Origin of the sequence: Pseudomonas sp. (assembly GCF_035554175.1) — a bacterium.
GTDB lineage: Bacteria > Pseudomonadota > Gammaproteobacteria > Pseudomonadales > Pseudomonadaceae > Aquipseudomonas.
This window is the reverse complement of record NZ_DATMIV010000052.1, coordinates 45113-68710: the sequence shown is the minus strand read 5'-3', so window position 1 is coordinate 68710 and position 23598 is coordinate 45113. Positions and strand designations below refer to the sequence as shown.

The 23598-nt window shown below is 63.0% G+C and carries 10 protein-coding genes; 1 reads left to right on the top strand and 9 read right to left on the bottom strand.

Annotated elements, in window-relative coordinates:
• Positions 1–160 precede the first annotated feature (160 nt).
• From VNV36_RS23395 to gspG, 9 genes are all read right to left on the bottom strand, one after another.
• A complete protein-coding gene (locus VNV36_RS23395; protein ID WP_325721038.1) occupies positions 161–12637 on the bottom strand; it encodes a filamentous hemagglutinin family protein in 12477 nt (4158 codons plus the stop codon).
• A gap of 191 nt (positions 12638–12828) precedes the next feature.
• Entirely contained in the window at positions 12829–13938 is a 1110-nt protein-coding gene (locus VNV36_RS23390; RefSeq protein ID WP_325721036.1) for a substrate-binding domain-containing protein, read from the bottom strand.
• 462 nt (positions 13939–14400) lie between these two features.
• Positions 14401–15612, bottom strand: a complete 1212-nt coding sequence (gene gspF, locus VNV36_RS23385) for a type II secretion system inner membrane protein GspF (RefSeq protein WP_325721034.1) — start codon at positions 15610–15612, stop codon at positions 14401–14403.
• Positions 15612–17018 (bottom strand): type II secretion system ATPase GspE, encoded by a 1407-nt coding sequence (gene gspE / locus VNV36_RS23380; protein WP_325721033.1) that lies wholly within the window; start codon positions 17016–17018, stop codon positions 15612–15614. The genes gspF and gspE overlap by 1 nt, the downstream gene beginning before the upstream one ends.
• Before the next feature lie 517 nt (positions 17019–17535).
• Positions 17536–19905: a type II secretion system secretin GspD gene (gene gspD / locus VNV36_RS23375; RefSeq protein WP_325721032.1), complete on the bottom strand. Its 2370-nt coding sequence runs from the start codon at positions 19903–19905 to the stop codon at positions 17536–17538.
• Positions 19902–20450 (bottom strand): type II secretion system protein GspM, encoded by a 549-nt coding sequence (gspM, locus tag VNV36_RS23370; protein WP_325721030.1) that lies wholly within the window; start codon positions 20448–20450, stop codon positions 19902–19904. The genes gspD and gspM overlap by 4 nt, the downstream gene beginning before the upstream one ends.
• Positions 20443–21564: a type II secretion system protein GspL gene (gspL, locus tag VNV36_RS23365; protein WP_325721028.1), complete on the bottom strand. Its 1122-nt coding sequence runs from the start codon at positions 21562–21564 to the stop codon at positions 20443–20445. Before gspL ends, gspM begins: the two co-directional genes overlap by 8 nt.
• Positions 21561–22481, bottom strand: coding sequence for a type II secretion system minor pseudopilin GspK (gene gspK / locus VNV36_RS23360; protein ID WP_325721026.1), 921 nt, complete (start codon positions 22479–22481; stop codon positions 21561–21563). The genes gspL and gspK overlap by 4 nt, the downstream gene beginning before the upstream one ends.
• A 47-nt stretch (positions 22482–22528) precedes the next feature.
• Positions 22529–22987, bottom strand: coding sequence for a type II secretion system major pseudopilin GspG (gspG, locus tag VNV36_RS23355; RefSeq protein WP_325721024.1), 459 nt, complete (start codon positions 22985–22987; stop codon positions 22529–22531).
• A gap of 148 nt (positions 22988–23135) precedes the next feature.
• On the opposite strand from gspG, the gene gspI reads away from it, so the two are divergent.
• Positions 23136–23510, top strand: a complete 375-nt coding sequence (gene gspI / locus VNV36_RS23350; protein WP_325721023.1) for a type II secretion system minor pseudopilin GspI — start codon at positions 23136–23138, stop codon at positions 23508–23510.
• Positions 23511–23598 lie beyond the last annotated feature (88 nt).

Sequence of the window (23598 nt, the reverse complement as noted above, 5' to 3'; positions counted from 1 at the left end):
TGCGGCGTGGCTGTGGCCGCCGGTTTGAGCGGCGGCTGTCAGCCCGGTGATCAAAAGCTGATTTCCTGGTAATTCATGCCCGAAAGAAATATCCCTGACCTTTCGCCCCCAAAAAAAAGGCGGCCAACCGGCCGCCCAAACGTACTGCACGAGAGTCCCTTTACAACGTCAGCTGCCCACGCTCCTCCTCGGTCAGCTGCTGTTTCGCCTGTTCATCCAGCGCCCCGGCGCCCAATACCTGCACCGGGCTGTCCGGGTTGTAGCCGGTCGCCGGTGCGCGACTGGCACCATCGCGCGACGGCGCCAGTTGCTCGTTGCCGAAACTCAGTACCTGCACGGTGAACACCGAGGCCTGATTCTGTCGCGCTGCGGCTTGCTGCTGGCGAGCGACGTCTTCCGCCGCTTGCGTAGCAGATGAAGCAGCCGAACTGGCCGAAGTGATTGCGCCAGTGTTGACCGCCGACACCACGGGCACGCCGGTCGCTTTGCCCTGCACCGAAATGTTCGCGGCGTTGACCACCGTCAGTGCGGCGATGTTGACGTTGCCGGAGACGCGAATCCCCGCCTCGCCGGCATCGATGGTGCCCAGTGGCGCGATCAGGTCGATGTTGCCCGGCGCCACTTCAGCGATCGGGTTGAGCGTGGCGATACCGGCGCCGGTGCTCGGCACCGAAGGTGACAGGGTGACGTTGCCCCAGGTGTCGTACACGCGTTTTGGCGGCGTGTAGACGACGGTGGTTTTCGAGCCGCGACCGGCGTTGATATCGCCTTCAGCGGACCAGCCGAGAATCGAGCCGCCGAAGGTGGTCATGATCCGGCTCTGGCCGAGCAGGATGCTGCCTTGCGAGTACAGCTGAATATCGCCCGAACCCTGGGTGATGATCCCGGCTGTGGACGGCGGTGCGGCGCCTTCGATGCCGAACACCTGACCACCGCCCGGCGTGAGCATCTGAATATCGCCGCCAAACAGCGTCTTGACCCCGGCGCCACCGTACATCGTGATGTCGCCGTCGTAGCGGATCGGATTGCCCGCCACATCAGTGGTCGGGAACAGCGCCGCAATGGCGTTGCGACCGCGCAGGTAACTGCCTTTGCGCGGGCCGTCGGCATCGGTGTATTCCAGGCCACCGGCACGCAGTTCGGCGAAGTACACCTGGCGGGCGAAGATAGCCTGCTCGCTGCCCGACAGCGCGGCGAAGAAGGCTTTCGCCTGTTCATCGCTGCCTTTGAAGCCATAACCGAGGCTCAGCCAGCTCTGCAATTCATTGATGTAGGTCTTGACCACTTTGCCCGGTTGTCCACTCAGGGCCACAGTCGAATCCGCAACGTTTTGCGGGTTCAGATAGCGCGCGATGAAGCGTGAATAATCCGGCCCTCGCACGCCTCCACCCGCCAGCATTGCGATGCTCGCGCCCGGTCGATTGTCGCCGGCCACGACTGGGCCCAGGCTAGTAATGCCGGCACGGTCTTCCATCAGGATGTTACGTCCAGCACTGATTTCCAGCAGGCCGGGGCCAGCGATGTCGAAGCTGCTGTAGAGGATGTCGCGGCCAGCGGAAACCCGGGATACATCTCGCGGGTCATTGTGGACGAACAGGTTGCCGCTGGAACTGATCACTTCGTTATTCGCAATTGACACCTCGTCCACCACCTCGGTCGGCTGCCCCAGATTGGTCCCTGAGGCGACAATATCGCGCCCGGCCAACATCCACACCGGCCCGGCGGCTTCATACCAATTGCGTTGCACGACACCACTTTTGGTGTACGTCAGCGTCTCACCACTGCGTACGCCCACCAGGTCTCCAGTCAGGGCGTAGATCCTGGCGGGTGCCTGCACCGCGCCAGACTCCGAGTAGCTGTCGGCGCCGAAGGCGAACAATGGATAACGGGCATTCCGGCTGGCCGTGACGCCGTCAACGCTGTTATTGGTCATGATCGGGACGCCAGCGGTGTTGCTGGCAAAACCATTGAAGGACGGCGCAAACGGTGTGGCGATGGCAGTCGGGCTGGCAGCGGACTGGTTGATCGCATAACCGCCGGCATAAATCGAATCACCGGCCAGTAATTCAAGTTGACCGGCGGTCGACGGCGCAAGCAACAGCGAGTAGCTTGTCGCAGGCGCCGGATTGCCCGTACCGAAAGCAGCCGATGGGCCAGCGAAGATCGAACCTTGAGCGGCGACTGCACGCAGGATGGATGGATAGACAAAACGTCGGTCAGTGGGTGAGGTATTGAGGCCGGTAACGACCGATGTCGTCGTTTCGGCCAACTGTGTGCTCGGAGTGAGGTTACCCCCGGCTGAAAACAGATCGATCGCAGTGTGGTCGGTCCACAGCGAGAAACCTGCCAGGCCACCGCCAGCATGATAGACGCCCTGCGCGTCGGTAAACGGCGAGGAGTTCTGCAAACGCACCCGGCCCGGGTCCACCGCCCCGCCCATGACCAGATCCCCACGGGTACTGAGGCGCATCCCTGAATCCCCCGGAATCAGCACCAGCCCGCCAGCCGCGCTGCCGATGGTCGCTTTGAAGGGGTCGAACGCGCGAGTTTCCCGTGGGTCCTGATCCAGGGCAAAGGCGCCATAGTGCAAATTGACGCCGCCCAGGGCACTGGCAGTGAACTGCGCATCGCCACGCAGGTTGATCAATGCACCTTGCAGATCATGACGCGGCGCCAGCGTGCCGGAATCCCCGGCGCGGGCCGCCAGTGACGGATTGAGAGAGCCCCCGATACGGATATCGATGTCACCGCCACCGGTCAATTGCAAGCTTCCATCGCTGTCCACCCGCCCCGTACTGCCGACGGCCACAATCAGACCCTGACTGCGCGGGTAAAGGTTCGAGCGGCCGTCGCCGGACGGTCTGAGCATGCCGGCATCCGCGCCGGCACGCAGGTTGATGTTGCCGCCACCCAAGGTGCCGAAACCGGTGAAGCCGACCAGATATGGCCCTTGGTCATCGTCGAGGTTGGGCAGGGGCGACGTCGCGTAACTACCGAAGTTGATCCACCAGGCAGTCGGTACATCTGCGTTGCCAGTGCCTTGGCGCCACAGCCAATTGCCCACCGCCACACTTGGAATCTGCGCCCGCGTATCAACCTGCAGTGAAATGGATCGCCTTCCCAGAGCGTCACCGGAAATCGAACCACCGGCCCCGATCGTCAGATTGCCGCCCAGTTGTGGATACCAGGCTTGATACAAACTGTCGCTGCCGCCATCGACCCATTTCTCGTTATCGCTGCCAGCGCTGCCGAGCACTGAACCGTCGTCCGACAGACGCCCACGTGGCTGGTTGTCATGCGCCTCGACATCGCTTGACTGCGTACCCGCCGTGTACACACCGAAGGGTGATTCCATACTCAGGTCGCCAGCCGCCAGCACATCGAGGTCACCGGTGCCGGTGCGCAGTACGCTGAACATCTGCGTATGCGTCGACACCGTGGTGCCGCCGACATTGGGCAGGCACCAAGTGGGGTCTATGTCGCACCAGAACAAATCGCCTTCGGAAACCGGGGTGCCAGTCGGCATGCCCAACACGTTGCCATCCGCCCAGAGGAACTTGGCAGGCGCGATGCAGACGCCGGGGATCATATCGCACCAGAACATTTCGTCTTCCTTGACCACCTCCCCGGCCGGGAACCCCAACGGGTTGTCCACCGCCCAGGTGGTGTCGAGAACTTTCGTGGTGACGAGCATGCCGTAATGCGTATCCGCCAGACGCAAATGACCTTCGCTGGTCAGCGGTTTGACGATACGAGTGTCGGCAGCGTCAAGGTCTGCCCCGGCAACCACGCGCATTGACCATGACGTACTGCCCGACGGCAGCATGCTCGCCAGGGCCCAGTTCCGTCCCTGTTGCGTGCCGTTCAACGGACGCAAATCGATGTAGGCCGTGCCGTCAGCCAGCACTACGTTGGTCATCGACGGAATCAGCGAGCCGCGCAACAGCGCCAATTCGGTGCTTAACTTCACCCCGACAATCTGGTTATCGGCAAACGTGCCCGGCAACGGCACGCCTTTGGGCCACAGCATCGCCTGCATGTCCGTGGCGGCATTCAACCGGGTTCCGGCCCCCAGGCGGCTGCCGGGCGGCAGGGTCACGTTGTCATTGAGCAAGGTACCGGCGGCGTATAGCAGGTTGCCAGCGGCATCATGTACCGCACCGGCCAACACCGTGCCGGCCGTCATTGTGTAAGGCCCGGCGAGGATGCCCTGGGTTGGCAGCAGCGTGCCGCTGGCGAGTGTCGCGCTCTGTATCGGCAAGTCGTAATTGAGGGTCGTGCCGACCGGAAACAAAGTGCCTGCTGCCAGCGTTACCCCGGCGCCCGGAACGATCAAGTCGCCACCAAAGGGCTGGATGCCCGGCACCAGTTTCCATCCGGCGTCGTCTACGGTTTCCGGTGGCGGCGCAAAGCCGTCGTTGATGCTGCCGTAAATATCCAGATTGCCACCCGCGCGGATCAACAGGCTGCCGGATTCTCCCGAGCCATAAACGGCGGTTTTTGCCGTGTGTGGATTGAGGCTGGCATAGCGATAACCGGACAAATCCAGATCGCCCTGCACCACCAGATCGCCATCAGCGGTGTTGCTGGCGATCTCTACGCCAGGGCGCACACGGAAAGCGTCGGCGTAGGTGGCATTGTTCAGCCCGGCGAGTTTTCCCTGGAGCAACTGGCTGTTGCCCAGCGCAGCATCGATGAACGCAGTGCTGTCGGCATGGATACGGTCCAGATAAGCCTGATCGATCACCTGATACGGGCGTCCGCTGGCTGCCGCATCGGTGCCGTCGGCAGCATCGGTGTAACGCCGCATGGCATTCAGGCCGATGGAGCGCGCGCCCTGAATATTCAGCGCGCCACTGGCATCGATGGCAATGTCCCCTGCGCCGATACGCGGTGCATTGAGCTCCAGTGTACCGCGCGGCAAACCATCGTTCTGACCGGCCGCGCTGCCCAACGTAGCGCCGGTGCCATGGCGCAAATCGATCCGTGCGCCGGCGGCCAGCGTCAGCAGGCCATCACCGGAATCGAGTTCGACCATGGCGCGGTTGGGGGCATCGATAATCTTGCCGTAGCTGTCGACCCGCAGCACACGACCATGGGCATCCAGCACGGCATTGCCGGTCAGTGTCAGACCGTTGTTGCCGGACAGACGAATGCTGCCGACCCGCTCGCCACTGGCGTCGATCAGTCCGCCCACGGTCAGGCTGCCATTGTCCACCGAGACGCTGATCTCACCGGCCTTGAGCCCGTCGCCGATCACCAGGCTGCCCTGCTTGAGCTGGAAGCTGCGGCTGCCGAACACCTGCCCGGCGTTCAAGCGCTGGTTTAACGCAGCGAAGCCCTGGTTCAAATCGTCGCCCAGTCGTTGTGCGCGAATGTCAACGCCACCGGCCTTGTACGGCACCAGCGTGCCACCGGCATCGTAATAACCGCTGCTGGCGCCAAGTATCTCGCCTTGCAAATCGACCACACCCGCGTCTGCCGCCAGCGCCACCGCACTGAGATGGCCAGCCTGATTGTTGTGCGCCGACAGATCGATGCGCGAACCGGCCGCCTGGCGGATATTGCCATCGCTGCTGTACAGCGCCACATCGCCGCCCCAGCTGTATTTGCTGACGTCATTGAACGGCAAGGTACGTCCGGCCAGATCCAGTTGCGCCGCCGTAGTCAGGGTCAGATCGTTTTGCGCCTTGACCACCAGTTTGCCGCTGGCCAGCGCAATGCGCCCATCAAGTTGCACCGTTTGCGCTTGCAGCGTCAGCTCCGCGCCCAGAGCATCAGCCGATGCCGAGTTGGCGCTGCCACTGACCCGCAGGTTGCCGCCCGCCTTGAGCAGGTTGACTGACGCCGCTTCACCGGTGAGCAACGGCGTGCGCAGATTGAGGTTGCCGCCGCTGTAGGCATAACCCGTCAGAGGATCGTAAGCGCCCTGCGCCTGGTACACCGCGAGGCTGCCCTTGTGGTTGGCGGTGATGCGCTCGCTGGCGGTGAGATTGACGGTGGCAAAGCCCAACGCCAGTCGGTTGTTCTGATCCAGGCCATTGGGCTGCGGGTTCGGGCCATAACCGAACTCGATGCGTTGCGCCTGAATGTCCAGCGTGCCGCTTCCCGTTCCCGCCCCGCCACTGGCCACCGCACCTGGCGCCTGGGTCGCACCGCTCCAGATCAGGTTGGCGGTGCGAATGGTCGCCACATCGCCGGCCTCGCCCCAACCATAAACGGCGGGCGTGGCCAATAACAGGTTCTGCAGGCGACTGACGCCGGTCTGCGGATCGATCGTATCGAGGCTGACGTTGCCGAAAAAGTTGAACGAATCGCGGGTGGTCAGGCTCAGGGTTTCCAGCGCCGGAGCACCGAACTGCGTGTCGCCGCGCAGCAGACGGTCCAGAACGTTCTGGTTCAGGTTCAGACCACTCGGAACCTGGCCCGCCGCGGCGATCGCTTCAGCACTACCGGCATTTATTGCACCGACTGCCAGAGCAAGGTGACGAGTACCAAAACGTACGGCCTCGTTGAGCTCGAACCGGTTATCGGTGGCGGCACTGATGCTGCCATTGGAATACAGCAGAGACGGCTGGGTGCACGGCTGCGCCGCGCAAGTGCCGATGCGGATACTGCCGGCCCCATCAAGACTGTTCCCGGCCGTCGGCGCGAGGACATTGGTCCAGCCGTTGGACACAACCAACAGGCTGGCGGCGCCCGGTTGATAAATGAAACCGTCGTTCGAGTCGTAAGGTGCTTTGCCCAGGCCGAGTGTGTTGATCCCCGCCCCCGCTTCGACGGTGATACCGCCGCTGGTGGTCGTCGTGCGTAGCAGCACCTCGGGCGCAGACAACACCGCGCCGTTACGCAAAGCAATGTCGGACGCATTACCGTCAAACCGTATGAAGTTCCCTGCCGTGCCGTATTCGACGGTGGGCGTCGCGCCGAGGCTCAGGCGACCGGCACCGAGACGATTGAGGCTGTCGGCGTATACCGAAACGCCGCCAAAGCCTGGCGTGCGCGACTGTCCTTGCCCGAGCACTTCCATCTGCGTTGCCGACACGGTCGCAGTGCCAGCAACGCCGCCTGCACCGGGAGCGAACAGGGCCTTGCCCTGGAAATTCATGCCGATGTCGTATTGATCGTCGGCGGTCAATTTGAATATCAGCGACTTCGCATCCATCGGCGCCAACGCACGTGGCACACCCCGCCGGGTTGCATCGCTCTGGATGAACTGGGTGAAGCTGGTTTCGTTGTACTGCGAATAGCGGCGCAGAACATCGGCCGACGTCAGGATCACCTGGCTCGGCAGACTGTCGCGCAAACCGCTGTTGGCAATCGACATCACACCGGCACTGGACCACGAACCATTGCGCATTTTCAGCGCACCGCTGGTCATGCCAGGAGTTGCCTGGCCATTGACCTCGACCCGGAACGCGCCGGGCAGCAAGGCAAAGGTTGAAGGCAGCAACGTGTAGGTTCCGGCGGCCAGACCAGGTACACCGGCGCCGATGGTGATTTGCTGGCCAAGACGCGGATCGCTCGCACCCGCCTCGGCAAGTGCCGGAGCAAAGGCACTTTGGTTACCCGGGACGATGGCGTACACCGGGTTACTGCCAAGCCCCGGAAAACTGAACGTGCCATCGGCAGCGTTGCGCACCAGCGGATTGAACCGGGCGTCGGTGGAACCGCCGCGCCCGGAAACGAAACCTGCGCCTCGCAGATCACCGCCGCCCGACAAGTCAATCAACGCATCGCTTTGTACATCGACGTACTGCCCGGTGAGGATCACGCCATCCAGAGCACCGGCGATTCCGTGCAACCCTACGGATTTGCCGTTGTAGCGATAGTCGATGCCGTCGGTGGTGCCGCCATAGGGCATGACCAGACCCGCGCCGCTGACCGAGGTGACACTGCCTGGCAACAGGTGCAGCTCGCGGGTTTTGCCCAGCGAGTTCTCCCCCAGTTGGATCAACCCCAACGGAGCTCGGATGACGCCGCCCTGCTCGATTTTTCCGGCCACCAGCAACAGGCTGCCAAACGCGGAATACGGCAAGGCCCGCGGTGCTTCGCCATGGCCGCTGATGCGCAATGTGCGGGCATCCTCGGCGATCGGGACAGGGCCCTGATAACCGACCCGGACATCGGCCGACACCCCGGTGGCGGGATAAATCTGCGCCGCGCGCAAGTTGAGGTCACCGGCCGTCCACAAGCGCGAGCTGCGTTCGTTGTCGTTCGGTGCGAGAAACCGCATGTCGCCACGACTGTCCAGAGTGACCTGATCGAAACCCCGACGGACGACGGCAAGGGCCGGCGCACTGAGTTGCGCAATCGTGCCCTCGGCGCCAAACGACAAGGTGTTGCTCAGATCGAGCAAGTCAGCGGTGGCGGTGAATCGAGCGTTCGCTACCTGTGTGGTCGGGGTGGCCAGCACCCGTGGGCGCATGCTGATATCCGACGACAAGTAAAAACCCAGCCCCGACAAACGCATGTTCGGCGCGGCCAGATTGACCCGCGCCGTATCGCTGGCGGCCTGCGCCAGCGAGATCGAGCCGGCGTACACATTCAGGCTTCGATTCATGCGCAGATCGACATCATCGGCGAACGTCAGCAAGCCGTTACTCATCAGGCTCAGGTGATCGAAGCCAGCCGACATCAAGCGCTCGGCACTCAGCCGCGTCTGACCGTAACGCAGCTGCGCCGCACCTTCACCGACTTGCAGATCGGCCGGCAGCAGCGATCCATCCGCACGTTGGCTGATGATCAATTCACGCGGCGCACGCACTTCGTTGCTCGCCAGATTCACCTGGTAGAGCGGCGCGTCCTGGACAATCTCCAGACGCCCACCCGAGGCACCGATGCCGCCCGCAGCAGCCTTCAACTGGCCGTCGAGGAACACGCCATTGTACGAGCTCAAGGCAATGCGCCCGCCATCGGTGACGACGTCAGTCATTCCGAGCCCGGCGACGTCCAGGACTGCGTGCGTGCCGGAAGCGTCCAGCCTAGCTCCGTCGCGCACGATCACGTAGGCGTCGGCTGACGTCGCGGTGAGTTTCTTCGAATCGATCTCGCCACCGAGAATAATGCTGCCGCCCTTGCCGACCTGACCGTACACCCGACCCAACGCATCCACGGCGGTATAAGCGCGACCGGCAACATCCAGCACCGCGTCTGCGCCGATCCAGATCGAACGGTTATGGGCCTGCGGGTCGGCGTTCTGCACCTTGGTTGCCACGTCCAGCGAGCCAAACTGTTGCTGACGAATATCGAGGGTGCCGCCCCAGGCATGCAATTGCCCATCGACCGTGATCTGTCCGGCACCGCGCAGATTGATGCGCTGCCCCGGGTCGACGCTGATACGTGCACCGTGGCCGATCGACAGCGGGCTGTTCGCCGGGTCAATCAGTGCCAGTTCACTGGAACCGGCCTGGAGCGCCAGACTGGCGCCGCCACGCTGGGTCAGAACACCTTTGCCCGGGTTCTCCTGAAACAGTGTGGGGGTCCACAATTGCAGCGCTGTGCGCGGATCGACGCCGCTGGATTGGTGCGGCGCTGCTTCGCCGAACCGATAAACCGGCATCACCACATCGACCTGAGCGCCGTCCGCGACTTCCAGCCCATTCAGGCCGGTGACGCTATAACCGGCAAAACCTGTGCTGAAGAGACTCGGGGCCAGATGCAGCGTGTTGTCGGCCAGTGCCACGCCGGATCCACCGATCACAACCTTGCCGGACTGAATCGTCAGACTGCCGCCCCCGGTCACACCGTAGCCCCGCACGTCGCCATCAAGGATCACCTGTGACGGCGTCGCGCCGGTCAGCGGCGTCGACTCCACAGTCACGTCGCCACCCTTGCCGCCGCGCGTCTTGCCATTGGCCAACAGCGCCGCGCCGGACGACACGTCAAGCAGACTGCCACTGCCCAGGCTGACCTTGCCGGTACTGCGCAACGACACCACACCGCCATTGAGGTAGGCCAGACTGTTGACGTCGTCCGGGTCGGTGCCCAGATTGCTCCACAGACCGCGAGCATCGAGTTGCGCATCCCTGGCCACCGTGACCCCGACAGGCGTCCCGGCTGGCGTCGTCAATCCGGGGTTACCCGTCAACACATCACCCAGATTCAGGCTGCCGCCGCGTGCCGTCAGGTTCGCATTGACCTGCACTTGCGGGCCGAACAAGGTGATGTCGCCACCTGAATCAACGGTTACTGCCTGATCGATGACAATGGATGTCGCGGCGGCGACCTTCAACGCGCCGAGCTGAAAGCCGTTGAGCAGATCGCTGGCCAGAAACAGTTTACCGACCCGCTCCTGCGCCACGGCATCTGCCAGGCCGGGCGCTGTGAGCGCCGCTGTGGGGCCTGCGCCGATCTGCACTTGATTCAATAGCGCATCGAGCTGGTATTGCAGGCCACCAGCAGTCGCCGACCAGGCCGGATCGTATTGCCCGACGATCAACCGGGCCCGGCGAGCCCGCGCGGTCTGACTCTGCTCATAGCCATCGAGCACCGCGCGGGGGGCTTGTGTCTGGCGGTCACCCTGGAACACCTCGCCGAGAATCTGCCCATCGACCATCGCGTTGCGGGTGCCTATCACCAATTGACCAGCGTCGCGGCCGACGGTGTAGCCCGACTCCTGGCGCGACGTCGGTGCAATCAGCGGGTTATGGTAAAACTGCGTCTGGCCCCAACGCTCGCTGCTGTCTTCATAACCTTTATACAGCCCGGTATACAGCAGATCTCCCGGCGCCCGCGAGACTTCGTACAGACGTCCGTCAGTCCCTCGTAACCAGGTCTGACGGATCTCGCCACTCTGCACGTCAAGGGTGCCACCCGACAAATTGATCAGCGATCCTTTCTCGGTGACCACGTCGTTGCCGGAAAAATTCACGCTGCCGCCCTGGGCCATCCACTCGCCGATCCTGTGCCCCTGAGTGCCCAGATAACCACCGACTTCGAGCAAACCGCCAGCGGTGTACCACCGGTCGGTGGCATAGCCGTTGGTGCCGGCCGGCACGTACACCAGTTCGCGTACATCGACCCAGATATCGTTACTGTTGAGCGCCCCACCTTCGCGATTGACCGGCGCATCGCGTTGCTCGTTGCCCTGCACGTTGATCTTGATGTTGTTGGCTTCCATCGCCACTTTCACCCCGACGGCGCCAGCCACATCAATCAACGCGCCATCGCGCACCAGGCTGCGACGCCCCGCCGATACCGCGACCTGGCCACCGGTGGCGAGGGTGATGGAACCGTTTTGAAATTCGACGCTGCCGCCACTGCCGATGTCGATGCGCGACTGATCACCACGGATGCGGTTATTGGCACTGACAGCCTGTAGCGATGCGTCACGCTGACTGTCGAGCGCGGTGAGGTCGCTGCTGTCGAGCATGATCGCGGTGACGCTGCCCTGAGCGAGCGTGACGCTGCCGTCGCTGTCGCTCGCCGGGTTGAGCAAGTGCACAGTGCCGCGCGTGGCCACCGAGGTGCTCGCCAGCAATACACCGTTTTGCAGCACTTCATGGCCGGTCAGGCTGACGTCGCCAGTGGCGGCCTGGATCAGGCCATTGTTGCTGACCTTGCCGGCCACGGCACCGGCCTTGAAGCCCGGAGTAACTTCATTGCCGAAGGTCGTGGACACCGCGTTGCCATCGGTACCTGAACCCTTGCGGATGTAAAAGCGATCGCCGGCACCGAGCACCGTCTGGCCTTTGGGGGTGCTGATGCTGCCATCGTTCTGCACCTCGTTGCCCAACAGCAAGGCGTAGCCACCGGCGGCCGTCGACGCTTTGGGTGTATGGGTCTGGATACTCGCGCCACGTTCCACCAGCACCTTGCCGGCCGCGTCAGTGAAGGTCGGCTGGGTGCCACTGCTGTCGAAGTACAGGCCCCGGTCGCGGAACTGGATGTCGGTGATGTTGGCCGCGGCGGCCACCAGATTGCGTACGTTGACCTGGCTGCTGCCACTGAACACGATGCCGTTGCGGTTGATCAGCATCACCGTGCCGTCGCCTGTAATCTGGCCCTGAATCTGACTGGCGCGCGCGTTCGGATCGTTGACCCGGTTGAGTACCGCCCAGTTGGTTTGCTGAGCGAATTCGACCGTGGTGTTGCGGCCGACGTTGAAGGTTTCCCAGTTGAGAATCGCCTTGTCGGCGGTCTGCTCGATTTTCACCGTGGTCTTGCCGTCAGCCTGGGTCTGCTGAGGCCCCTTGGCGTTCAGCCAGCCCTGTGTGAGGCTGTTATCGACTTTCAGGCCACCCTCACCCAAACCGTCCGGCACTACCTGCACGGTGCCCAATGCAGCCGCCCGCCCGGCCGCCTGAGCCGCCTGTTGTGCGGCAATCGCCGCCACGGTGTTGTTGAGCGTCTGCAGCGAGCGCTGCAACTGCTGATTGGCTTTTTGCTGCTGCGCCAGCGGCGGCGTCCCCCCCGGCAGCCCTCCCAAACTCGGTCGAGCGGCCGTCGCTTGTTGCGCAGCGCCCTTGGCGGCAAACCAGCTGGAACTGAACGCCGTTTGCGCCTGCGCACTGCCCGCCACCAGACAAAGCGCCACGGCGTGCGCCAAGGGCTTGAGCAGCCACAACCCCGGGTCGTTGACCTCACGCTTGAGATTTTGGGCACGGGTACTGCGACGGGATGGGCGAGCGAGCATCACTACGAGATCCTTTTTGATTGCCACATAAAGCTGCAGGCCAGCAAAAACCTGCTGTTACGACATAGGCAGTTGGCGCGAGGCGCGACCGAACGGATGTCACACAAACTTCATGATTGAGGTGTAAATCGGCCAAAAAAAATGGCAGCAGCCCGAAGGCTGCTGCCATTTCATTGCGCGTGTAGCAGGACTTACAAAGGACGACCCACAGCGTTGCAGACGCTGGCGTTGTTGATGTCCAGGTTGTTGCCGGTGGAGTTGGTGATGAAGTTGGCGGTCACTGCCGATTTCCAGTTGGTCGGAACCGGGATGAAACCGTGAGCAGCGGTAGCTACGGCGTTGCCCGGAGTGCTGTAGTGCTGGGTCAGGAACGCTTTGACATCAGCGGCCACGGCTGCGTCCTTGTAGCACTGGCCGAAAATGAAGTTGGTGTAAGCCGCCATTGCATAACCGCTGGACGGGTTGGCAACCACAGGGGACCACTGCGCCGGGTTGGCCGCGTTGGTTGGCAGTGGAGCCGAAGCCAGAGCAGTGTTGACGTTGGCGCTGGTTGGCTGAACGCCATTGATACGAGCAACGACAGCGTTGCTCGCAGCGTTGACACCGTCCGGACCGACGTAACCGATCGAGCCATCAACCGCGTTCACGGTCGGAGCAACATCAGCAGTGTTGGCCACCCCTACCCAGTTCGACGGCAGCGCGGAACCGGCTGGCAGACGGGCGTTGGTGAAGGTGGTGTTGACCGCGAACTTGGTCGGGCAGATCGCGTTCAGGTGACGGCTGAGGATTTCGGTGGTGCCGCTCGAAGTGCTGCGGTAAACCACGCGGATGGCGGTGGTGTCGGCAGTACCCAATAGCGCGCCCCAGGTAGTCTTGGTGCCCGACAAGGCGTCGCACAACTGAGCGCTGGTGAGGTTGAGGGTGGTGTTGCCGGCTTTTTTGTACGGAATGGCAACCGAAGTGGCCACCGATGGCAATTGAATCAGTGGACCGTACGAAGCACCGAAGTTGGTGTTGTAGGTGCTCAGCTCCGAAGCGCTGAGGATCGAGTCACTGGCGGCGAAATGCACAGTGCCGGTGGTGCTGAACTGGGCAGCGTTGTTGGTCAGGAAAGCGCTTTTGCCAATGCCGCTACCGGTCACGGCGTAGCTGAAGTTGGCAGGCAGGATGCTGTTGCTAGAGCCTTTGTACAGAGCGGCAGGCAGTGAGGCGCCACCACCGGTTACGTTGGCGGCCATGGCCTGGGCGGAAGCCAGGGCAGCGAGGGTCAGGGAAGCTGCGATCAGAGTGCGCTTGAACATGAAGAATCTCCTTTTCAACGTAGGGGTGTGAACACAGGGTTTCAGATTGCTTGCATGACACTGGGAGGACTCAACAGGCCCTCGCTAACGCTGGCCGTGGTTAAGTCGCACTGAGAAATTCGCAGTTTCCGGTGACAGATAAAGGAAAAAACCTCGGGAGCTGCGGGGGGATTCCTGCGCAGATTTCTCGGGTGTTTGCGTGGGTAGGCGGCAGCTCTGGAGCGGGGTTTTCAGCGGATCGGGCTGGAACCGGCGAAGCGTCGTTGCAGATGACAGAAAGGAGAACCCGAGGATGGTGGGAATGGGACTCGGGTGATGGTCAGGCCGGTGAAAAATATTTGAGTTCTGTGTTGTCCGCACCGGCGCTTTCGCGAGCAGGCTCGCTCCCACAGTTGGAATGCGTTTCCCCTGTGGGAGCGAGCCTGCTCGCGAAGAGGCGCGACCTGACAGCATCACTACCGATTATTGCACCAACTGGTTGATCTCAATGATCGGCAACAACACCGCCATCACAATCACCAGTACCACCCCGCCCATCACCACAATCATCAGCGGCTCGAGCAACGCGGTCATACCCATCGCCCGCCGTTCGATATCCCGGGACAAGGTCTGCGCCGCCCGTTCGAGCATCGGTGGCAGTGAACCGGTTTTTTCGCCACTGGCGATCAGATGAATCAGCACCGGTGGAAACACGTTTTCCACCCGCAGTGCGGCCGCGAGGTTGACGCCTTCGCGCACTTTGGCCGTGGCCTCGCTGACGCTCAGGCTCAGACGATCATTGGACAACGTCTGCCGCGCCGCTTCCAGTGCACGCAACAGCGGCACCCCGGCGCCGCCGAGGATTGCCAGGGTCGAGGCGAACCGCGCGGTGTTCAGCCCCAGAATGAAACGCCCGAACAGCGGCAACTTCAGCACGCGGTGATGCCAACTCAAACGCGCCGCCGGATTACGCAGGTACAAACGCCAGCTCCAGAACGCCCCGGCCATGAGCGCCGCACACAACCAACCCCAGGCACGAATGAAATCACTGGCGGTGAGCATCGCCAATGTCAGCCCCGGCAAATCCTGACGCGCCTGAGAAAACGCGCTGACCACCTGCGGCACCACGTAGCTGAGCAGGAAAATCACGATGCCGATCGACACCAGCCCGACTACGCCCGGATAGATGAACGCAGTGAGAATTTTGCCGCGCAGGTTGTTGCGTTCCTCGATGTAATCGGCCAGCCGCTCCATCACCTGGGCCAGGTCGCCGGACTCTTCGCCTGCCGCGATCAACGCACGGTAAATCTCGGGAAAATCCCGTGGCCGCGACGCCAGCGATTCAGCCAGACGCATGCCGCTGCGCACATCGGCACGCACCGCGCTGAGGGTCTGGGCAATATGCTTTTTCTCGGCCTGCTCGACTGTGGCACTCAGCGCCGCTTCGAGTGGCAGGCTGGCGCCAAGCAGGCTCGCCAGTTGCCGCGTGGCCCACGCGAGGTCGTTGTCGGAGAGTTTGGCACTGAACAATCCGCCGCCAGATTGCCGAGCGACGTTGCTCTCTTCGTGCACCGATAACGCCGTCAGACCGCGCCCGCGCAAGGCACTGAACGCCGCGCTCTGGCTGTCGGCCTCAAGGTGCCCGGACTCGATTTTTCCGCTGGCATCTGCCGCTTCGAAACGATAGCGATTCATCAGGCGTCCCGTGTCACGCGAAGAATTTCTTCCGGCGCGGTGGCGCCGCTGCTAATCCAGCGTTCACCGTCCTCGCGCAAACTGAACATCCCCGCTTTTGAAGCAGCCGCGCGCAGGGCCTGCTCCCCTGCCCCTTGGTGAATCAGCGTGCGGATGTCATCGTCGATACAGAACAATTCGTGGATGCCGGTGCGGCCGCTGTAACCGGTGTGATTGCACGCTGCGCAACCGACCGGACGCCAAGTGCCGGGTGTGGCCGGGTCTTCCTGTTTGCATTGATTGCACAGGCGCCGTACCAGCCGTTGCGCGAGGACGCCAAGCATCGACGAGGCCAGCAGAAACGGCTCAACGCCCATGTCGATCAGGCGATTGACCGCCGACACCGCGTCGTTGGTGTGCAGGGTCGCCAGCACCAGGTGACCGGTGAGCGAGGCCTGCACGGCAATCTGCGCGGTTTCCAGATCGCGGATTTCGCCGATCATGATGATGTCCGGGTCCTGCCGCAGAATCGCCCGCAGCGCCAACGCAAAGGTCATGTCGATCTTGGCGTTGACCTGTATCTGGCTGATCCCCGGCAAGTCGTATTCCACCGGATCTTCCACGGTGAGAATGTTACTGGTGCTCGCGTCCAGACGCGCCAGCGCCGCGTAGAGGCTGGTGGTCTTGCCACTGCCGGTCGGCCCGGTCACCAGCACGATGCCGTGGGGCTGGCGGATCAAATGGTCGAGTTTGGCCAGCACCTGCGCATCCATGCCCAAAGTTTCCAGATGCAGACGTCCGGCCTGTTTGTCGAGCAGGCGCATGACCACGCGTTCGCCGTGGCCGGTCGGCACCGTCGACACCCGAATATCGATCGGCCGCCCCGCTACGCGCAAAGCGATACGGCCGTCCTGCGGCAGGCGTTTTTCGGCGATATCGAGCTGGGCCATGATCTTGATCCGCGACACCAGCGCACCGTGCAAGGCCTTGCGCGGCGACACCACGTCACGCAGGGTGCCGTCGACGCGGTAGCGCACCACCGAATGGGTTTCGAACGGTTCGATATGAATATCGCTGGCCTCGTCCCGCGCGGCCTGGGTGAGCAAGGCGTTGATCATGCGGATCACCGGCGCGCCGTCCTGGGTGTCGAGCAGGTCGGTGATTTCCGGCATGTCCTGCATCAGCCGATCGAGGTCGACTTCGTTTTCAGCGGCACCGACCACCGCTGCCGCACTGCCGGTGTCGGCGTAAGCACTGGCGAGCAGACCATCGAGTTCATCATCGCGCACGCGCTCGATCTGGGTTGTGCCGAACTGCCGGCGCACTTCGCTGATCGACCAGCCTGGGGTTGACGGGCACACGGTCAGCACATCGTCGCGCAGCAGAATCCGCTGCGCCTTGGCCCAGGCATACGGCAACCGACTCACGACAAACACCTCCCCGTAGGAGCTGCCGAAGGCTGCGATCTTTTGATCTTGATCTTCAGCGGCATCGAAAAAAGCAAAAGCAAAAGATCGCAGCCTTCGGCAGCTCCTACAGGTACGGTGTTGCACCCGATTCCTGTGGCAACCCGGTCCCCTGTGGCGAGGGAGCTTGCTCCCGCTCGGGGGCGAAGCACCCGCAATCCCTGCATGCGAGGTGTGTCTGAAGGAATCGGTTGGCAGGTGGGGCCGCTACGCAGCCCAGCGGGAGCAAGCTCCCTCGCCACGGGCATCATCGGGCCCCCATCCGTTGGCGCAGGAACTCCCCGCTGCCCGACGGTCAAGGCAAGAACACTGATCTCAAATCCACCCACCCCCCCTGTGGCGAGGGAGCTTGCTCCCGCTCGGGGGCGAAGCACCCGCAATCCCTGCATGCGAGGGGTGTCTGAAGGAACCGGTTGGCAGGTGGGGCCGCTGCGCAGCCCAGCGGAAGCAAGCTCCCTCACCGCCGTTAGCACATGACTCATAGGCGGGGGCCCGCTTCGATCGGCACCGCTTTGATGGTGGCGCGCGGACCAATAGGCGGGACGCCTTGCGCCGCCGCTGGCAATTGCGGCGCCTGCATGTCCGGCATCGCCCAGCTGCGTTCCGGCTGCAAGCCGCCTTGGGCGCGGCGCATGAAGTCGTAGCGGTTGAGGGTGATGCTGCGCCCTGCTTCGCTGTCGCGGATGATGTACGGGCGCAGGAACACCATCAGGTTGGTCTTGGTGATCGCCCGGCGTTCGTTGCGAAACAGTGCGCCGAGTCCCGGAATCGTCGACAGCCACGGCACCGCGTCATTGCTCTGGCTGTAACCGTCCTGCAGCAACCCGCCGAGAACCATGATCTGCCCATCGTCGAGCAGAATGCTGGTGTCGATCGCCCGTTTGTTGGTGACGATGCCCGCCGAGGTCACGCTGTTGGAGGCGCGCTCATCAATACTGCTGACCTCCTGATAGATATCCAGCTTGACCGTGCCGCCCTCGGAAATCTGCGGGCGCACGTTGAGCTTGAGGCCGACCTCTTCGCGGGTCACGGTCTGGAACGGGTTGTTGCTGGTGCCCCCGCCGCCGGTGACGTAACTGCCGCTGACAAACGGGATAGTCTGGCCGACAAAAATGCTCGCCGCTTCGTTGTCCAGGGTCAGCAGATTCGGCGTCGACAGCACGTTGGTGCCGCCCTTGCTCTTCAACGCCCGGGCCAGCACTTTCAGGTCGAGAATCTTGCCGATGCCGGGAATGTCGACCGTGCCGTTGACATAACCGAGGTTCAAACCCTGCGGCAGTACGTCGATGCTGTTCTTGGCCGCCGTGTTGAGCCCCGCGCCACCCAGATTGGCGCCACCGATCACGCCTTTGCCGCCGAGATTGCCGGTCTGCCATTGCACACCGAATTCGCTGGCATCGTCCTCGCCAACCTCGACGATCAGGCTTTCGATCACCACTTGCGCGCGGCGCTGGTCGAGCAGGTCGATGACCTCACGCAAGTTGCGATACAGCGGTTCCGGCGCAGAAATCAGCAGCGTATTGGTGGTGGCGTCGGCCTGAATCGTCACGCCGCCAGCGCTGAAGGCGACGTTCTGTTCGCTACTCTGCGTACCGCCATTGCTCGCCGCACCGCCATTGCCCTGCGCATAGCTGCCGCCGGTACCGCCGCTGCCAGTCGTCGTCGAAGTGCCCGTGCTCGGCGTGCTGCTCTGGCCGTTCTGCCCGGCATTGCCGCCGGTGCTGCTACCCATCGCACTGAGCACCGAACGCGCCGCGTCGCTGCTGCCGCTGTCGCTCTCGCCGGTGAGCAAACCGCGCAATGCCTGCGCCAGTTTCGCCGCTTGCGCGTTGCGCAGATAAACCACATGCAGATTGCTCGGGTTGCTCTGGGCGTTGTCGAGTTTGTAGATCAGATTGCGCGCCAGCTCGGTACGTTCGGGGCTGCCGGCGCGGATGATGATGGTGTTGGAACGCGGGTCGCCGATCACCGCGATTTTCTGCGTCGGATCGTTGCCCGGCGCGTCGAGCAAGTCTGCCACCATCGGTGCTATGTCGGCCGCGATGCCGTTCTGGATCTGCACCACATCGGTGTCGATCGCGCTGGGCGTGTCGATGCTCTCGATCAACTGCGCGACGCGGGTGAGGTTCTCGGCGTAATCGGTGATGACCACGGTGTTGTTGCCCGGATAGGCGTTGATCGGATTGTTCGGCGAAACGATCGGGCGTAGCACCGGGATCAGGTTCACCGCGTTTTCGTATTGCAGGCGAAACGTGCGCGTGAGCATGCCGTTGCCGGCCGGTTTGTCGGCGCTGTAGATCGGCCCGCCGAGCAGTTTTGCGTCGGCCTCGGGAACCACCTGCGCCACGCCGCCGACATCGACCACGCTGAAGCCTTGCATGCGCAACGCCGCGAGCAGCATGTCGTAGGCCTGACGGGCCGGCACCTGACCTTCCGAGACCAACGTCAGATTGCCCTTGACCCGCGGATCGACAAGAAACTGCTGCCCAGTGGCCCGCGACAATGCACGCACCACCGCCTGAATATCCGCCTCGACAAAATTCAGCGTCACCGGTTGCTCGCCCAATGGATTGCGCGCAACCGCGTTGCTCGGCGCAGCGCCACCACCGCGCCCGCGCTGGCTGATGTTGTGCAGTTGCTTGGGCACCGGCCGCGCCTGGGCCTGTGCCCGTTCGCGATCGGCCACCGCATCACCGCTGCGCTGGGTGTTGGCCAACGGCCGGCCGAGTTCACTGTCGACCAGCAGCGGTGGCTGGTTCTGCGGGGCCGTGGTGCTGTTGCACGCGCTCAACGCCATCAGCAACAACGGCAGCGCCAGACGTGCCGGTTTGCAGCGTGACTCCTTCATGAAGCTTCCTTAGCGCCCTGCGCCTGATCCATGCGAACGGTGCCTGACAATGTGCCGGCGGTGACTTCGGTCGAGGTCTCGCTTGCGCGTTGCAACTGCGCCTCGACCACCTGCAGAGAAAGTTGTGACGGCTGGCTGAGCAGCCAGTCGAGCAGCGCATCGGCGGGCGCGGCGTCGACATTCAACTGCCACGCTCCGCCGTCCGCCGCTTGTAACTGGTAATGCCCGGCCAGCCCCGCCGCTTGCAGACTTTGCTCCAACGACTGGCCAACGCTTTGCCCCTGCGGCCGCACATTGACGCTGCGCAACAGCACTTCCAGTGCTTCGGTCTGCGCGCGCAACTTGGGCGTTTCGCTCTGCCAAAAAGTGATCCTGGCCAATGGCGGCTTGACCAGCGTCAGCCAGATCAGCAGACCGACAAGCACCAGCGTCATGCCGGCGACCATGCGTTTTTCGCGCAGCGCCAACGGCTGCCAGCGCGCCTGCAACTGGCTGCTGAAGCGCTGCCAGCGCGTACGGTAAATCGCCAGCGTCGCCCTACTCATCGTCTGCCTCGCTGCTGTCGTCTTCGCTGTCGCTGGAGGTGGATTCGTCGGCCGGGCGCAACGTCCAGCCCTCGTCATCGGCACTGACGCTGATGCCGGCCTGGGCCAAGGTGCTTTGCCAGTCCTTGTCGTTGCCGCCACGGTTTGCATCGCTGAGCAACGCCAGTTGCAAGGCACCGTCGCGGTAAGTCAGGCGCTCGACACTGCCGGCCATGAACGGCATGCCCGTGCCGGCCTGCAACACCAGCCGATTGAAGTTCTGCGCCGGGTCATCGACCGCGCCTTTTTGCCGCTGCTCCAGTTGCTGACGCGCCTGTTGCAACGGGTTGAGAATCACCGGCAATTCAGGAAACGCCTGCTTCACCCGCTGACTCATCTGCGCCTTGAGCTGCTGGCCCTGCCGCGCTTCGCGAGCGGCGTACAGATTCAGGCCGATCACCCAGACTGCCACCGCCAAAGCCACACAGCCGACCGCACGACCCCAGCCACGTTGTTCGCCGCCGGATTGCTGCAAACCGCCGTGCAAACCCCAACCGGGCAAGGGACCGATCCAGCGTTGTGCTGATCCGGCTTCGAACGACGCCTCGTCGACTTCATCACCGAGCAACGGCTCAACCTGCGCACTGTTCAAACTCTCGCGCCTGAGCAAATGACCGTCCGCCACACAAGCGACAACACCCGGCAGCACCGGCAGGCTGTACGGCGCCGGATACAAACCGCGCAGACTCAACCCCGCCTGCTTCAGCGCTGCCGCCAATCGCTGCAAGTGCTGCTGCGAAACCCAGGCAATCTGCACCTGCCCGCTCGCATCCCGAGGGCTGTGGCCGATATGCATCTGGCTGCTGTCGCCGAGCATCAACGCCTGCGCCGCGCACTGCACAGCGGCCGCGGTTTTGTTCGCAGGCAGCGGCGGCAGATCAATGCTGGCGAGCAGGCTGTCCGCCGGATGCAGAAAACACAGCAGCGGCGGTTGCTTTGGCCGTTGCCCCAATTCACTCAGGCTTAGCCTTTCTTCACGGCTGACCTGCCCCTGACGATCCAGCCAGGCGCAGCTCACTTCGCTGTGCAACTCCAGCTCCGCCAACGGCGGCAACGCGACGCGCACCTGACTCATGCGCCCACCCGCGACCAGATCACCTGGGGCAGCCGATCCTCACTGCGATGCAATAAAGCATCGAGGCTGACCCGGCGCTGATCACGCCGCGCCTCACCGCGCAAACGAAACCAGTCGCTGGTGATGCCGACCTTGACGCTGCTCACCTCCAACTGCGGCATGCGCAAGCGGTTCACAAAATCGCCGCGATTGATAAACCAGCGCCCCGCGTCACGCTCGGCAATCAACGCCGTCGCCCGCTCCAGCGAAAGCCCCGGCACATACGCCGCCAGCACCTGCGCCGTGGCGGTGTTGCCGTTGATCCACGTCGTCGCCGGAATCACCGTCACGTACGGCGCCAGTTGGCCGATCAGCGCATCCGTCACGCCTTCGACGCTGCGCAAATCATCGAGTGTGCGCAGCATCGGCACCTTCGGCGGTTGCGGTTTGTGATCGGCATCGGGCGAAGTGGCGCGGCCACTGTCGAAACCGGCTTTGCCCGTCGCGCCAATCTGCGCATTCAACAAATGCGGGTAGCTCGCAATCACCCGCTGGCGGATGCGCTGGCCGACAACGCCACTCACACCAATCAGCTCGCACAAACGCTCGAACGCCTGCACCTGCGCTTCATCGATACGCTCGTTGGCCACCAGGTTGCGCAGGTTGAACTTGCCCTGCTCATCCTCCAGCCGCCCGGCAAAACCCGCCACCAACAACGGCTGCGCCCAAGGCTGATCACGCCGGGTCAACGGATCACTCAGCCGCGCATCCCAGAGCAATTGCCGGCTGATCTCCAGACCACCCTGCGCCACCCAACGCCCCTGCACCCGCTGCTGATCGGCCTCCAGCGCACGGGTCGCCACGCTCTGGCGCGTCAACATCCCCGCCGCTATCACCGCCACCACGGCAGCAATCAACAACGCGCTGATAATCGCCATGCCCCGTTGCTTCGCCCCGTTGAGCGAACCCGTTTTCACGGCCGGCCTTACAACTGCCAGGAACCGATATCGGCATTCACGCCATCGCCGTCAGGCTGGCCATCGGCGCCGAGGGAAAAGATATCGACCTCACCATTCGCGCCTGGGTTGAGGTACTGATACGGCCGGCCCCACGGGTCATTCGGCAAACGCTCCAGGTACGAACGCCAGTTGCTGTTCTTCGCATCCGCCGGCCGCTCGACCAACACCTTCAGCCCCTGATTCATGCTCGGATACGTGCCGTGATCGAGGCGATACAACTTCAACGCCTGCATCAACCCACCAATATCCTGCTTCGCCGCCGTCGCCCGCGCCTGATCCGGCCGATCAAGCACCTTGGGCACCACCATCGCCGCCAGAATCCCCAGAATCACCACCACCACCATGATCTCGATCAAGGTAAAACCCTGCTGACCACGTGGCTTGCGCGGCGACTGACTGAGCGTTTTCAAAGGTGCGATATCCATCTCGACATTCCCTGGCATGACCTGATTTCGACGCGCAGTGTTGCAAGAAGATATGTCAGGGATGTTGAAAATCCTCGGGTGTTTCCGTCGTCAAGCCGTCAAGGACGGGGGCTAGCGTCGAGGGCTGGGTTTTGGTTTTGGGCCATGTATGCGTGCGCAAACGCGAGAGGAAGGATTCACCCTGATTGAAGTGCTGGTGGCACTGGCGATCGTCGCCGTCGCCATGTCCGCCGCCGTGCGCGTCGCGGGGTTGATGACGCAGAGCAATGGGGTGCTGCGGGATAGATCGATTGCGTCGATTGCCGCGCAGAGTCGGATGGCTGAGCTACGACTGGAAGGCCGGTTGCCGAATGGGATGAAGTCCATTGAATGTGATCAAGGGCGGCTCTTGCTGCGCTGCGAACAGATAATCGCCCCCGTAGAAAACGGACGGCTGCTCAAGGTTGGAATCCAAGTATTCGACCGCAATCAAGATGCCCCGCCACTAGCGAAACTCGAAACCCTACTGACCCGCCCCCAGTAGGAGCTGCCGAAGGCTGCGATCTTTTGATTCCCTCCCGCAACCAACCCAAATTCCCTGTGGGAGCGAGCCTGCTCGCGAAAACGCAGTA

Excerpts from the sequence above, each read along its gene's own strand:
- VNV36_RS23395 (WP_325721038.1), bottom strand. The coding sequence starts at position 12,637 with ATGCTCGCTCGCCCATCCCGTCGCAGTACCCGTGCCCAAAATCTCAAG.
- VNV36_RS23390 (WP_325721036.1), bottom strand. The coding sequence starts at position 13,938 with ATGTTCAAGCGCACTCTGATCGCAGCTTCCCTGACCCTCGCTGCCCTG.
- gspF (WP_325721034.1), bottom strand. The coding sequence starts at position 15,612 with ATGAATCGCTATCGTTTCGAAGCGGCAGATGCCAGCGGAAAAATCGAG.
- gspD (WP_325721032.1), bottom strand. The coding sequence starts at position 19,905 with ATGAAGGAGTCACGCTGCAAACCGGCACGTCTGGCGCTGCCGTTGTTG.
- gspM (WP_325721030.1), bottom strand. The coding sequence starts at position 20,450 with ATGAGTAGGGCGACGCTGGCGATTTACCGTACGCGCTGGCAGCGCTTC.
- gspL (WP_325721028.1), bottom strand. The coding sequence starts at position 21,564 with ATGAGTCAGGTGCGCGTCGCGTTGCCGCCGTTGGCGGAGCTGGAGTTG.
- gspK (WP_325721026.1), bottom strand. The coding sequence starts at position 22,481 with ATGGCGATTATCAGCGCGTTGTTGATTGCTGCCGTGGTGGCGGTGATA.
- gspG (WP_325721024.1), bottom strand. The coding sequence starts at position 22,987 with ATGGATATCGCACCTTTGAAAACGCTCAGTCAGTCGCCGCGCAAGCCA.
- gspI (WP_325721023.1), top strand. The coding sequence starts at position 23,136 with ATGCGTGCGCAAACGCGAGAGGAAGGATTCACCCTGATTGAAGTGCTG.